Origin of the sequence: Helicobacter sp. 12S02232-10 (genome assembly GCF_002272895.1) — a bacterium.
Lineage (GTDB): Bacteria > Campylobacterota > Campylobacteria > Campylobacterales > Helicobacteraceae > Helicobacter_J.
In genome coordinates this window covers 77,087-92,202 of sequence record NZ_MLAQ01000005.1, presented here as the reverse complement: position 1 = coordinate 92,202, position 15,116 = coordinate 77,087, and the positions used below count along the sequence as shown (strand labels likewise).

Below are 15,116 nucleotides of genomic sequence, written 5' to 3'. Positions count from 1 at the left end.
CTTATGTTCCTTTCGCATTCAGGGCATATTGAGCCAACAAAGTCGCTATTTCACGCTTGCTGTTAATGCTATTGACATTGAGCCTACTCAATTCCTCTTCTTCTATTTTACAATCTACTTTTGCAATCAGATTAACACCGGGAGCAATGCCTAAAATTCTATCACAAATAGCCTTGATAATGCTCGTATTATCAACTGTAATAATGACGCACTTTGCAGACTCTAACTTAAGTTTTTCCAAAAAGCTTTCTTGAGCGATATTTCCAAAGATAACATTATCCTTAGCTTTTTCACCAAGCTCAACTTGGGCAATATTATAATCTACAGCAATATATCTGGCATTATTTTGCTTTAAAATATCCACAACTTCCGATCCATATGTTCCATAGCCTACGACGATAATATGATCTTGAAGCGGGATAGGGATTTGAACTTTTTGATCCTTTTGAAACCCGTGATTTAAATGTTTTGCAAGAATATAATCTGAAATCGGATTGATATATTTAAGGATAAATGGAGTGATGAGCATAGAAAAAATCACCATCAAAACCAAAAACTGATGGATATCTGCAGGGATGATTTCAATGATTCCTTTTTCTTGCAAATACCCTAAAATACCACCTTGATTTTCATAGTTAAAAAGATCGCTTATATTTGCATTCAAAAACACGACGAAAGAAAACTCCCCGATTTGAGAAAGAGATAAGGCGGTTTTAATAGAACTTTGAGAGCTCCTAAAAATTTTAAGAATCCAATAAATCAAAGCAATCTTCAAAACCATCGTCGCAGAAAGCAAAAGCACGATAGCAAAAAATTGATCAAATAGAAAAGGTAAATTGATTTGCATTCCAACAGTAACAAAAAACAATCCAAGCAATATATCCCTAAAATGCGATAAATCTGCTTCTACTTGATACTTATAACGAGATTTTGAAATCGCCATCCCAGCAATAAAAGCCCCCAAAGACATCGAAAAGCCAAAAAAATGACTGACGCTTGCTGCCCCAAGTACAATCAGTAAAATAGTCCCCATAAATAGTTCAGGAAGCCTGCTATTGGCAGATAAATTAAGTATTCGAGTAGCAAAATGCCTTCCGGGTAACAAAAGAATTACCAAAACAATAAAACCAGAGATAAGTGTCTTAAGCAACAAATTTCCCAAGCTTGAACCTTCATTGCTCAATAATGCCAAAATCAATAAAATCGGGATGACAGCAATGTCTTGCATAATCAAAATTCCCACAACACTTCTTCCTGCAACCGTGTTGAGCTGTTTATTTTCTTCAAAATACTTCAAAACGATGGCTGTAGAAGAAAGCGAAAACGCCATTCCAACAACTAATGAGGAAACCAACGAAAGTCCAAAGAGATAATAACTCAGCGTAAAAAACAGCAATGTCGTTACCATTACCTGCAAAATACCAAAAAGCAAAACCTCTTGTTTCATTGCACGCAATCGATCAAAACTAAACTCAAGACCGATCATAAACATCAAAAACACAATACCGAGATCAGCAATGCTTGATAAAACTTCAGAACCCTCTATCCCAAAAAGATATACAATTGCCACACCTGTGAGGATATACCCGATAATCACAGGCATATCAAATCTTTTCAAAAATAAATTGATGACAATCGATATTCCAAGACCAGCAACCGTAACATAAAATACCTCTTCTATGATAACCCCCCTTAAAAACTAGAATATAATCTTTACTTTTCTGTTATAATGTCTGATAAAAATTGCAATCATACTACAAAAGGTAGCAAATGGATTGTTCGTTATTATATACAATCACTATGGATATGCTTGAACAAGGCTGTGCAAGATCAAAAAATTTAATTGATTTCAACCAAAATATTATTGCAAATTTGTCTCTTGAGATTAAAAAAATACTCCAAGACCATTCTACTGATCCCAATAATAAAAACTATCAGGAATGTGTCCGAAAAAGCATTGCAGATTTTTATAGAAAAAATGGAATGAATACTTTTGTTTATTTTGACAAAAATAATAATATCCAAGTCTCTGCAACGATTAAAGATCCTGTTAATAACCTTTGTGTTTTTTTCCTGAGTAAATGGATTCAAGAAAGTAAAAATAAATTCAAATCTCAAACTTTAGATGATAACGAAACTCTCTCTCAAGAAGATTTCAGCTTGATTTTACAATACGCCAAAACTTGCGTGGATTCTAATAATGACCTCCTTTTTAGAGACATCGTTAGAAATGCCATTAAAAAAACTTTTAATCTGACAACAAGAGACGGACTATTTTTTTCAAAACTTGGCGTTTATTTCAAAATTTTTGACTTTAAGTTTGTAAAAATCAGCAACGAAATTCGAAGTGTCCAAAAACTAAGCACTGCAAGGCTTCTTGATGATGAAGACAGACTTAAAATCAACGCTTGCCTTAAAAAAATCAATCTAGAAGACCTGATTTCAGAAAATGTCAGCTATGTCTTAAACACCAAAATGAACCTAGAAAACGTCTCTAATATTGATTTTTCTAAAAATTTCTTATTTCTAGTAACTCAAGAACTAAGAATACATCTAGAAAAAATTCTTGATGGTAAAATTCCAGGCATTCTACAAACCTGCTTTGCAGAAGAAAAAATTCGCTCCCGTAAAAATCTGATTTATGAGAAAGTATCAAACAAATTACTCGAAATGCTTTATAATAATTCCAATGGAGCAAGGGATTTTATCGATTTTTACCAGGGTCAAACCATCCATATTGATGGTCAAGAAATTTCTATTCCTATTATTATTGACACTAGAGGCGAAAAATGGAGCTTGGAAAAAATAGAAAACACGGCTGTACAAAAATTTGAAATTCAAATCAAAATAAACTCCTTGCAAGATCAAGCAGATAAAGCCGGACAAACAGCTCTCAATCTAGAAACTGATATCAACGAAATACAAAATGAAATTTCAATTAAAAACAAAATTTTAAGCGAAACCGATTTAATTTATGAGAAAAAAAAGAAAGAACTTCAAAACCTAAAAACTGATGAGATGATTCAAAAAGAAACTATCAGCATCAGCCTAGCAAAATATCTTGAAGAAAAAAAATCTTTGCTCAATGAGATAGAAACCCTTAGCAAAGAAATTGAAGATACCCGAAGCAAAAAACTCAAGTTCATACAAGAACAAAAAAATATCCAACAAGCCATAGAAAAAGAAAATGAAGAAAACCAAATAAAATTTATCCAATACAATATGCTTGTAAATGCTCTCTCAAATGCAATCGGAGGCGTAAAACTTGAATCCTGATATCAAAAAAATTCACAGCAAAAGCCTCCAACTCCAAACAAAAATGCTGATTGCTACTATCACGATTGGATTTCTGCTTGTATGTATCACTTCATTTTTGGCTTTAAGCGGATTAAAATACGATTATGAGACAAATTTTCCCGCTCCGATCAAAGAAATCCAAAAACTAAAGCAAATTCAAGATTTTTATATCATTGACATTATGAATTATGTCAATCAAAAAACGGATATTTCTTCGAATGAAAACCTTATGCTTAACGTATGGAATGAATACAAACTCCTCAGAAAACCCAAAAAAAATTTTCTGCGACAAGTCAAACAATTTTATCAAAAAAAAATTTCTAAAAAATCCTATACGCAAATGCAGGAATACCGACAATACGAGTTTGAAGAAATACAAAAAGTCGATCGCATTATCAAGACGACTAATGATCTGCTTACAAAGCTTTATCACAAAAAATCCAAACATTACCAAGAAGATATCAAAATCCTCATTAGTCTAAGCGTAGAGATAAATAAAGCCATTTCAAATATCGTTGGGTTGCGTTTAAAAATCTCGATGCTCAAAAATTCAACTACTAATGTTTTTTATAAAATCACGCTCGTTGTACTGATGGTTTTTATGTTTATTGTCATTTTTATGACTTTATTTTTATCCAACCTTGTTTTAAACTATATCAAAAATACAAATCAAGAACTCGAAAAAGCTATCAATCAAAAAACCAAAGAACTCAAAGAAATAAATCGTAATCTTCAAAAGACTATTGAACACGAAGTTGAGCAATCGCGCAAAAAAGATCAAATTATGTACCAACAAGCCCGTTTAGCCGCAATGGGAGAAATGATTCAAAACATTGCTCATCAATGGAGGCAGCCGCTAAACTCACTTCTTATTTTGATTCAAAGTTTTAAAATCAAATTCAACAGCGGCAAACTCGATAAGCATTTTATTGATACTCAAACTGAAGATGCTCTTAGAATTGCTAAAAATATGTCAGCTACGATAGAAAATTTCAGGAATTTTTTCCACTTAAATAAAGATAAAGGCGAATTTTCACTTGCCAAAGCCATTCAAGATTCGATTAAAATCGTTAATCCAACTTTAAGACAAAAAAATATTACCGTTTATACCGATATTGAAAATGACATTCAGCTTTACCAACACGAAAATGTATTTACGCAAGTGATTTTAAATCTGATTAAAAACACTTACGATGCGATATTGGAACAAAATATCAATAACGGTGTATGTGAAATTGGATTAAATGTCAAAGGCACTACCGCCTTTATTTCCATCAAAGATAATGCAGGAGGTGTAAAATCAGAAAACATCAATAAGATATTTGAACCCTACTTTACTACAAAGCACAAATCAGTAGGAACAGGAATTGGTCTTTATATGACAAAACAAATCATAGAAAGACAAATGTATGGAACAATTTCGGTATCCAATTCAAATTGGACAAGTAAAATTTCAGTAGAAAGTTATTATGGAGCAATTTTTTTGATAGAATTACCTGTAAAACAAAATCAACAAAAGGATAACCATGGATAAGTATGAGAATTTAAAAAACCTCACCGTTTTATATGTAGAAGATGACGAAGATACGCAACGCATCACATCAATCGTGCTTGAAGACTATGTAGGCAGGCTTATTTTAGCAAAAAATGGTCAGGAAGCCCTCAATATTTTTGACACTCACAATATTGATGTTGTCTTAACAGATATTTTGATGCCAAAACTCAACGGCATTGAGTTGATTAAATCCATTAGAAATGGAAAAACCAACCCCCACTGCCCTGTTCTTATTACAACAGCACACACCGAAGTTCCTTATCTTCTTGATGCCATCAGTTTGAAAGTAGATGGTTATATCCTCAAGCCATTGGACGTTGATGAGTTGTTAAATGCTTTACAAAAAGCTATGCTTCCAAAACTCCAAGCCCTTGAACTTGAATCAAAAAATCTTCTTATCAATGCTATCTCTGCATTCGTAGGCGGCAAAAAAATAGAAATTATCAAATTTTTGCTTGAAAACTGCGATGAAGACCACGTATATTATGGTTCTTATGAAGATATCATCTCTCACTTGAATGTTTCAAAACCCACTATTGTAAAAACCTTTAAACAACTTATTGAAGTGGGACTTTTGATCAAAATCAAAAACAAGGTCTATAAAATCCACCCTGACATAACTATCAAAGATAATTAATTACCGAGAAATTATTGACTTTAATGCCAAGGTTTGTATAAAATACAGACCTTACATTCAAAAAACTCCAAAATATCCAAATCTAAATGCATTGCACTTTGATTAGGGGAAATTTCCAAGGATAAAAATGGCTACAGAACAAAATTCCAATGTTTCAAAAACCCGAACCCATACTCCCGTAGATGGCTATCGTATTGAAGAACTTCGTACAAAACCGATGGAAAAACTCATCGAAATCGCCAATAAATTGGAAATAGAAAACCCGCAGGAATACAAACGCCAAGATTTAATGTTTGAAATTTTAAAAACCCAAGTCAGTCAGGGCGGCTACATTCTCTTTACGGGAATTTTAGAGACGACAAACGAAGGATACGGATTTTTAAGAGGAATCGATGAAGCCTTTACCGATAGTCAAAACGATACGTATGTAAGTCAATCTCAAATCAGACGTTTTGCATTAAGAAATGGAGATGTAGTAACCGGACAAGTTCGTTCCCCAAAAGATCAAGAAAGATATTATGCACTTCTTAAAATTGAAGCTGTCAATTATCTTTCTTTAGAAGAAATAAAAAATCGTCCCCTTTTTGACAACTTAACCCCGCTTTTTCCGACAGAGCAAATCAAACTTGAGTATGAACCCACAAAAGTTACAGGTAGAATGCTTGATTTATTCAGCCCAATTGGAAAAGGTCAAAGAGCCTTGATTGTTGCCCCCCCTCGAACCGGAAAAACTGAATTGATGAAAGAACTAGCACACGGTATTACCTACAACCATCCCGAAATAGAACTTATCGTCCTCTTAGTAGATGAGCGCCCCGAAGAAGTTACTGATATGCAAAGAAGCGTAAAGGGGCAAGTATTTAGCTCTACTTTTGATCTCCCTTCAGCCAACCATATTCGAGTCGCCGAATTAGTCTTAGAGAGGGCTAAGCGCCGCATAGAGATGGGAAAAGACGTCGTGATTTTACTTGACTCCATCACTCGTTTGGCTAGAGCCTATAATGCCATCACCCCTTCAAGCGGAAAGGTTCTTAGTGGGGGAGTCGATGCCAATGCATTGCATAAACCAAAAAGATTTTTTGGAGCGGCAAGAAATATTGAGCAAGGCGGTAGTCTCACAATCATTGCAACAGCCCTAATTGAAACAGGATCAAGAATGGATGAAGTCATTTTTGAAGAGTTTAAGGGAACGGGCAACAGCGAAATCGTCCTAGCTAGAAATATTGCAGACAGAAGAATCTATCCGGCTTTTGACATTTTAAAATCAGGAACAAGAAAAGATGATCTTCTCTTAGGAAAAGACAAGCTCACAAAAGTATGGATGCTTAGAAATGTTATGCAACAAATGGATGATATTGAAGCTTTAACCTTTATCTATTCAAAAATGCAAAAGACAAAAGATAATGAAGAATTTCTCAATATGATGAATGAAAAAGATTGATTTCTTGAAAGCAGGTGTATTTGATAGTGGTGTTGGCGGTCTAACTGTTCTTAAAAGCATTTTGAACGCCAATATGTTTGATGAAATTATCTATTATGGTGATACTGCTAGGGTTCCTTACGGGGTTAAAGACAAACAAACCATCATTAATTTTTCACTTGAAGCGTTGGATTTTTTTGCTCCCCATCACATTGACATTCTAATCATTGCGTGCAATACTGCTAGCGCTTATGCGTTGGAAGAAATGAAAGAAAAAAGCCCCATTCCTGTCGTAGGAGTTATAGAGCCTGGCATTCAAGCCGTAAAAAATAAAATAACTGATAAAGACGCTTCTATTTTAGTCATCGCCACTAAAGCCACGATTTCTTCAAAAATGTATCAAGATAAACTTCACGCTTGCGGTTATACCCAAATTCAAAGTTTAGCTACAGGGCTTTTTGTTCCTATTGTTGAAGAAGGAATCAAAGATGGAGAAATTTTAGAAGCAACTATGCGCTATTATTTTTCATCCGTTTCCAAACCTCCTGAAGCTATTATTTTGGGTTGCACGCATTTCCCTCTTATAGCGCCTGCCATTGATGTTTTTTTCAAACACAAAAGCACATTGATTCATTCTGGCAATGCAATCGTTGATTACCTGCAAAAAAACTACGGCATTGCTCAAAAACAGATAAAAAAACAAGCAAAACTAAGTTTTTATGCCTCAAGTAATGTTTCCTCTTTAAAAGAAACTGCTCAAAAATGGCTCTCGTATCTCTAAAATTCATTTCTCTTGTTATATAAAAATTATTAATTATTATTCTTATCATTAATTAATAAAAATAATTATATAATAAATTATAATTTTGTATATAATTTATTAATCTTTTTTGATAAAAATTAAACATATAGATGAAAAGGAACAAAAAATGATCAAGGCTATTTTAATTGGTGGAATATTTTTTGTCGTAATATTCTTATTATTACCAAATAATGAGAATTTGAACAATCTAGGCGTAAAGATTATCGGTTTATATTTTTTAGCAGGAATGATCTATCTTCCGCTCACAATTTTATGGATATTTTTTAGCATCAATAAAACGCCACTTGAAAGTATCGACCATTTGATTTATGAAAAATGGCTTAAAAAAATCATTCTGAAAAAAGACTCAAAAAAGAAATTCTATGGACCTGAACCAAAAACAAAAGAGGTCCTAGAAACAACCAAAAACAGGCAGGATTAATTGCCTGTTTTATTTTTAACTTCTTTGAGAGCTTTTTCATACTGATCTATATTTTTATCGCTGAGTTCTTTATCAATCTTTTTCATAGTTTTAGCATAGATTTGATTCAAGATTTTTTTGATGCCATCATCATAACTATCTTCAGAAACTGAATGCACGACTTTTTTAGTCATAAAACCACCCGAATTGGTTGCAACAGGCTTAATATAATGGGTTTTAGCGTGAAGTTTAGAAAGATCAATGTTAAAAGTATGTAAAATATCCAAACTCATAGGTTCAAAAAATTCCAATCTTAAAAATCCTGAAGATGTATCCACGCCCTCTTGGTCCAGATTTTTTGTATTCGCCTCTACTTTTAACTTGGTATCTTCCAAAACATCAATATGACCACTGATTGCAAGTGCCAAATACCCAGCTTTTTTATCTTGAGTGCTTAAGGTGTTTTTATCTGCGACATTAATGACTTGATACCCTTCTGCCTTAAACATCTCTTCAACTTGAGATTTTAAAGATTTTTCAAACTTTTCCCTATAATTCGGACTAATATTTTTACTAAAAATAATTTTTGGCTCAATTAATATCAAACTACGATTGGTTTTACCCTGAGGCTCTCTCTTAAATTGGTAATTAAAGTTTAAACTCACTCCATTTTTGGTAGGTACAGATGTTGCGCAACCTGCCAAGACAATTGAAACTCCAGCTATCAAAGCTAATGTTGTATTTTTCATTTGAACTCCTTTATTTTTTAATATGATAACCACTTTTTTAAAATCGTTTGATTTGATATTATAATTCAAAACAAGTAATTACTTTATTCTTCCTATTCATTCCTCAATCAATATGAATTAATAAATCACTTCCATCCTGCAAAAATACGATTAAAACTTAGCAATTTTTAAATATTTTATATAATTATAATAATAATTATAATAATATAGATTTTTGTCATTATTTTAAAGGATTTTCTTATTAAAAATAAAATTTTTATCAATATGAAAATGTGTCAAAAAAATATTTATTTTCTTCTATTTTTAAGCGTCTTTTCAAATGCTGAAATGCAGGAATACCAATTAAATAAATCCATCGTCTCAACTTCAAAATCCTCTCAAGAACTCAAAGACACTCCTGCCTCAATCTCTGTAATTACCAAAGAACAGCTTGAAGCTAAACCTGTAAATGATATCGGGCAAGCTGTATCTTTAGTGCCAGGCGTCAGTATTGATATGGATAGAGGTCAAAACGGCGCTTACCCTATCTCCATTCGCGGTATGCCTGCAGGATATACGCTTATTTTGATTGATGGAAAAAGGCAAGATGTCTCTGCAGGAGCATTTCCTAATGCTTACAGCGACTGGATATTTTCAGGTTTTCTCCCGCCTGTAGCAATGATTGAACGCATAGAAGTTATCAGAGGACCGATGAGTACCCTATATGGAAGCGATGCAATTGGCGGGGTCATCAATATCATCACCAAAAAAAATTTACAGGAATGGGGCTCAAGTTTTTTGGTTGAAACCACGATTGAAGAACAAAAATACTTTGGCAATATCTATTCGGGGAATTTCTATGCGCGGAATGGAATGGTATCGCGCATTTGTGCCTTATAGAAATCTAACCCTCCCTCAAGACCCCAAAAGCTATATTGAAGGCAAGATTTCTCCAGAAACCAATAATTATAATGTAGGCGGGCGACTTTCTTACAAGCCCGATGAGAAAAACTATTTATATTTTGATGCCATTTACGCCGACCAATGGATCAATAATACAAGGCCTGATATTTATCGTCTGAGTGCTGATAAAAATATTCACGCCCGTAGGAATAATCTCATTTTGACCCACTTAGGAAGCTATGCATTTGGAAAAACCAACACTTCCATCCAATACAATGCCACACATTTGATCAGTAAGCCTGTAAATTTAAAAATAAATCCTGCATACAAAGAATTCAGAGGTGATGATATTATTGTGAATGCCAAGCTTGTCACAACAAAAAAAGAGATAGGAAAATTCACATTTGGCGGGCGTTACAGATTCAGAAGCATTGCTAATAATATCGTAGCCTCTAATCATTTTTTCTACCGAAATGATATGAGTTTATTCATCGAAAACGAATCAGCCATTGCAAATAGTTTATTTTTAACTCTTAGCATTAGAGAAAATTATGATCCTGCTTTTGGCTTTAATACTTCTCCTAGTGCTTATCTTGTCTATAATGCAAGCGACTCTCTTACGTTTAAAGGCGGGATTTCCACAGGCTACAAAACACCCGATGCCAATCAACTTACCGATGGCATCTATGACTATAGCAAGAGTGGGAAGGCTATTTATGGAAACCCGAATTTAAAACCTGAAAATTCGATGAATATTGAATTTTCCATCTTGAATGAAACAACTCATACAAATGTCGGACTTATTGGATTTTACAACCTCTTTAATAATAAAATTACGTCTTCAGGAACCTTACCTCAAAACGCTCCTTTACCCAAAGGGATTTGCCAAAATCCTAAAGGCTGTCAATATAGCATCAACGCTGGCAATGCCAAAACTTATGGTACAGAATTCTTTTTTAGCCTCAAAACCATCGATATCAGTTTTGGAAAAATTGATTTTGATTTTAACTATACATTTACACGCTCTTTAATCACTTCAGGCAGCAAAAAAGGACTTCCCTTGACTAATGTCCCAAAACACAATATGAATGCCACCTTGAAATATTCATTTTCAAAAATCGGTTTTTATCTCAGAAGCGAATACAAGGCCAAACAGCTATATGTAAAAAGTGGAATTGCCACACTCAAAGATCTGCAAAACTTTCGAACTACCCACCCCCATCTTGGAATCTATTATAAACCTTATTTTTTACTTCATTTGGGAGGAAACTACGACTTCACAAAAAGCATTCGTTTAAACTTTGGTATCTACAATCTATTAAATCACAATTTCGTAGATTACACAAAAGAAACAGAAAAAGGAAAGGCAAAATGGTTTAACAACTATGCGTATATCCATCAAGGCAGACGCTATTTTGTCAGTTTAAATATGGATTTTTAGGGATTTAAATAAAAATAATCGCTTTGATTATTCTATCTTAGCAACTACTATGTGCAATTGCCTAATCCCCATTCTCAAAATTAAAAAGAGTTTATGCACACTTCAATATAAAAAATTCAATCAACCCATTCAAGGAAATTTAAATCCTTTATATTTTGAATTTTATTTTCTAACAATACCATTTGAGTATATTTTTTGAAATTAATTAATGCAAATACCTTTAATTTTCCTTCCCATCTCAAATTTCAGACAGAAAAAGGAATTTCTAAAAAATATAAGAAATAAAAGCATAAAACCTTTGATAATCAATTCCATAGAGGTCTCTTCCTCTCTCTCTAGTTATGCTCAATAAATCAAGTCCATTACTGACTGCACTGTCATCAAATTTAGTCTGGGCAGATCGATTGGTTAGCGAACCAGTCACATAGCGAACACCGATATTGACAACATTGCTGATTTTATAGCCAAGACCCCCACCATAAATAAGCCCATCATAATTGGTTGAAACAGTTGGGTTCGCCCCGCGTCCTGCTGCAGCATAGGTGTCTTTCATAAACAACCACGTATATCCTGCCAATCCCACAACATAGAAGCCTTTATACTCGAGTCCGACCATTAGCGGAAGCTGGACACCCCATCCTGCTACGCCTTCAGTTTCTTTTGTTTCCAAATCTCGATGATCGCTCAATATATTAGATTTACCCCGAGACATCAGATAAATAGGAAAACTCAATTCAGTTCCTGCCATCAAGCTCATTCCTCCAAATAATGATTCAATACTACGAATATAAGTACTGTAAGCTAAATCTGCAGAAACATACTGAGATTTTCCAAGCATCGTATAAGAACTTCCGATACTTCCCTCGTTAAAGAGATACCATCTCCTGACTGATCCAGTGCTTTTGGTACCACTGACAATCGAACCTTTTGTGAATTGGTTTAAAATAGCGTTTCGATTCTTTTGAACACTTTGAAGGGTGTGCCTTGGATTATTTGGTGTTGCTCCAACGGATATAGAAGCAAATAAGACCGATAATCCCGTAAGGATAAAAAACATTTTTTTCATTGAATATCTCCTTATAAAGAGTTTTTAGCATTCGATAGTATAAAATCGGCAAAAAATTAGATATATTTAGAATTTTTAAAAAACTATATCAAAAAAAGGAAAATATTTTGGATTCTAAACAATGGTTAGCCCTAAAAGCATCAGCAGGTAGCGGGAAAACATTTGCGCTCGCAATGAGATATATCAGCCTGCTCTTAAGAGGTGCAAATCCCAATGAAATTCTCACGCTTACTTTCACCAAAAAAGCTGCTTCAGAAATGAAAAAACGTATCAATGAAAATCTTATCACTCTCAAAAATGGATACAACGCCCAAATCCTCATCGCCGAACTCAAAAATTATGGTGTTTCAGAAGAAAAGATTCAAAAAAATATCGTTCAAATACATCAAAATTTTTTAAGAGCAAACACAAAGATTATGACAATTGATTCATTCCTAAATTTCATTCTAAAAAAATTCTGCTGGTATGTAGGAGTGAGCAATCGATACAAAATCGAATTTGAAGACAAAGAAAAAATTTATGAAGATTTTCTCCAATCTCTTACAGAAAATGATTTTAAAGATTTTTTAAATTTCTGCATCTTTAAAGACTTCAACCCAAAAACACTATTGGATTTGATTTTTCGGCTTGACTTAGGACATTTTAAACTCCAAGACTATCTCCAAGAGCTAAAAGATGTTCCAAAAGATTTTGAGATTTTAAATGCCGCTCAAAAAATCAAAAATATCATTTGTCTAAATGAAAAAGCTTCAGACAGGGCAAAAAATGCCATCAAAACCGAAAATATAAAAGAACTCACAAAAAATCTCAAATGGCTTGAAGAAAAAAGCGATTATCATTATTTTAAAAAACTCCAATTGGAATCTTTAAACCCCGAATTTGAAGCACTTCAAGAATCTCTCAAAAAATATTTTGATTATCAAGAGCAATTATTTTTCAAACAGCTTTTAAAGTTTTTAAAACTCTATAAAAAAAGTAGAAAAAATACCACCAATGCCCTAAGTTTTGACTCCATAACACTCAAAACCTACGAACTCCTTCAAAATCATTTTGAACGTGATTTTTTCTATTTCAGACTTGATGACAAAATCACACATATCCTCATTGATGAATTTCAAGATACTAGCACCATCCAATACAAAATCCTCAAGCCCCTCATTGATGAAATTTATGCTGGAGAAGGACGCTTTGAAGATCGAAGTATATTTTTTGTAGGGGATACCAAACAAAGCATTTATCGATTCAGAGGCAGTAACAGCGAACTCTTTGATGAAGCTTCCAAACATATCGAACAAAAAAATCTCGAATACAACTACAGAAGTTCCGAATCTGTAATTTCATATGTCAATCAAATCTTTGAACCCAAAATCGCCTCTTATGTCCCTCAAAAATTCCCGCCTAATAAAAACGCTTCCACGAAAGGATATGTAAAAATATGCCAAGCCCAAGAAGATATTTTCAAAGAGGTTTTAAAAAATCTTGAAATTCTTCTTGAACATAATATTCCTGCTGAAAAAATTGCTATCTTATGCTTTGGCAATGATGATGTTTTAAACCTAAAAGATTATTTATTGAGTCAAAACGCCAAACTCCAAATCATTACTGAAGCCAATATGAAACTGACCCACCAAAATGAATCAAAAATCATTCTACATTCCATAGCCTTTTCAAAAACCAATCTTGAAATCCATAAAAAATCCGCCTTAAAGCTTGCTGGATTAGAGTTGGAAACAAATATAGAAATGCCTGTTCAAACCCCCTCCAAAACGCCTCAAAAATTTATTTTAGAAGTAATGGAAACTTTTGGACTTTATGGCAAAGCTGCACAAAAAATGCTTGAAATCTCTTTTGATTATGAAAATTTAGATGATTTTATCAATAGCATTGAACGCCTTGAAATTGATTTTGCTCCAGAATTTAAAAAAGGGTTGCAAATAATGACCATCCATAAATCCAAAGGTCTTGAGTTCGAATACGTCATTTTATGCGATCGCATCAAATCCCAAAAACCTGACACAAATAAACTTATCTTTGAATATGCAGGCATTGATCTTAAAAAAATATTTTTCAAACAACAAGAACGCGAAAAAACTGATCCTGTTTATAAAAATGCTTTGGACAAAGAAAAAGAATTGCAAGAAAAAGAGAAAATCAACGTTTTATACGTTGCTTTTACACGTGCTAAAGAAGGGTTGGTTGTCATTTTCCAAGAACAAAAAAGTGCTTTTAAAGAACTTGATCTTTCCCCTTGTGAATTTGGGAACTTACAAAATCTTCCCCATCAAAAATCTGAAGAAATTAAAATAGCCCCAATCGTAGTTGAACAAAAAAAATTTGGCAAGCAAGAAGATTTCATCAAGCAAGATGAAAACCCACAAGCTCCTATCCAATTAGATTTACTCTTTGGGGAAGCGTTACACAAAGCGCTTGAATATGGTTTGGGATATGGGATTAAAAATGAAAATATCTTACAGATTTTAAACAACCAATTCGGTTACCACCTGCCACAAACAAGCATCACGCATATCCTTGATCTCATAGGAAATCTTAAAAAAAATGATATGTTTAAAACAATAATCAGCGAAGGTTTGGTAAAATCGGAGGTTTCTTATCTTTATCACAACGCTCTTAACCGAATTGATGGGATTGTCTTGGATAAAAATGGCACTATTATCGTGCTTGATTACAAAAGTGGGATTAAAGATAAAGAAAAGCATAAAGAACAAGTAAAAAAATATCTTGAATTCAGCAAAACCCAATTTGGTCAAAGTCAAATTAAAGCATATATTTTATACGTACGCGAAAAAATAGAGTTTATCCCCGTGACATAGCTTATTAAGGAAAGC

12 protein-coding genes are annotated in these 15,116 nt (G+C 33.4%); 9 read left to right on the top strand and 3 right to left on the bottom strand.

Translation table 11 applies throughout. The features are described from left to right. Position 1: 1 nt before the first annotated feature. The gene (locus BKH41_RS05365; protein WP_343286806.1) at positions 2–1,636 is read right to left on the bottom strand and encodes a cation:proton antiporter; all 1,635 of its coding nucleotides are present in this window, start codon (positions 1,634–1,636) and stop codon (positions 2–4) included. Positions 1,637–1,770: 134 nt separating this feature from the next. Between BKH41_RS05365 and BKH41_RS05360 the strand changes: the two genes are divergently transcribed. From BKH41_RS05360 to BKH41_RS05335, 6 genes are all read left to right on the top strand, one after another. Beyond that, positions 1,771–3,276 carry a hypothetical protein gene (locus tag BKH41_RS05360; protein ID WP_095297738.1) on the top strand — a complete coding sequence of 502 codons (1,506 nt, stop codon included), beginning with the start codon at positions 1,771–1,773 and terminating at the stop codon, positions 3,274–3,276. Beyond that, positions 3,266–4,831 (top strand): HAMP domain-containing sensor histidine kinase, encoded by a 1,566-nt coding sequence (locus BKH41_RS05355; protein WP_095297736.1) that lies wholly within the window; start codon positions 3,266–3,268, stop codon positions 4,829–4,831. Before BKH41_RS05360 ends, BKH41_RS05355 begins: the two co-directional genes overlap by 11 nt. Next, entirely contained in the window at positions 4,824–5,489 is a 666-nt protein-coding gene (locus tag BKH41_RS05350; RefSeq protein ID WP_095297734.1) for a response regulator, read from the top strand. The genes BKH41_RS05355 and BKH41_RS05350 overlap by 8 nt, the downstream gene beginning before the upstream one ends. Positions 5,490–5,616: 127 nt before the next feature. Beyond that, positions 5,617–6,930, top strand: coding sequence for a transcription termination factor Rho (gene rho / locus BKH41_RS05345; RefSeq protein WP_095297732.1), 1,314 nt, complete (start codon positions 5,617–5,619; stop codon positions 6,928–6,930). 4 nt (positions 6,931–6,934) lie between these two features. Continuing rightward, entirely contained in the window at positions 6,935–7,690 is a 756-nt protein-coding gene (murI, locus tag BKH41_RS05340; protein ID WP_095297904.1) for a glutamate racemase, read from the top strand. Positions 7,691–7,838: 148 nt separating this feature from the next. Beyond that, entirely contained in the window at positions 7,839–8,153 is a 315-nt protein-coding gene (locus tag BKH41_RS05335) for a hypothetical protein (protein ID WP_095297729.1), read from the top strand. On the opposite strand, the gene BKH41_RS05330 is transcribed toward BKH41_RS05335, so the two are convergent. Next, a complete protein-coding gene (locus BKH41_RS05330; protein WP_095297727.1) occupies positions 8,150–8,881 on the bottom strand; it encodes an HpaA family protein in 732 nt (243 codons plus the stop codon). The two genes, BKH41_RS05335 and BKH41_RS05330, sit on opposite strands and share 4 nt — an antisense overlap. A 327-nt stretch (positions 8,882–9,208) precedes the next feature. On the opposite strand from BKH41_RS05330, the gene BKH41_RS05325 reads away from it, so the two are divergent. Both BKH41_RS05325 and BKH41_RS05320 read left to right on the top strand, forming a co-directional pair. Then, positions 9,209–9,760, top strand: coding sequence for a TonB-dependent receptor plug domain-containing protein (locus tag BKH41_RS05325; RefSeq protein ID WP_257875417.1), 552 nt, complete (start codon positions 9,209–9,211; stop codon positions 9,758–9,760). Next, positions 9,720–11,204, top strand: coding sequence for a TonB-dependent receptor (locus BKH41_RS05320; protein ID WP_180762742.1), 1,485 nt, complete (start codon positions 9,720–9,722; stop codon positions 11,202–11,204). Before BKH41_RS05325 ends, BKH41_RS05320 begins: the two co-directional genes overlap by 41 nt. A gap of 265 nt (positions 11,205–11,469) precedes the next feature. On the opposite strand, the gene BKH41_RS05315 is transcribed toward BKH41_RS05320, so the two are convergent. Further along, positions 11,470–12,270, bottom strand: coding sequence for a hypothetical protein (locus BKH41_RS05315; RefSeq protein ID WP_095297719.1), 801 nt, complete (start codon positions 12,268–12,270; stop codon positions 11,470–11,472). Positions 12,271–12,377: 107 nt separating this feature from the next. On the opposite strand from BKH41_RS05315, the gene BKH41_RS05310 reads away from it, so the two are divergent. Next, a complete protein-coding gene (locus BKH41_RS05310) occupies positions 12,378–15,101 on the top strand; it encodes a RecB-like helicase (protein WP_180762741.1) in 2,724 nt (907 codons plus the stop codon). Positions 15,102–15,116: the final 15 nt, after the last annotated feature.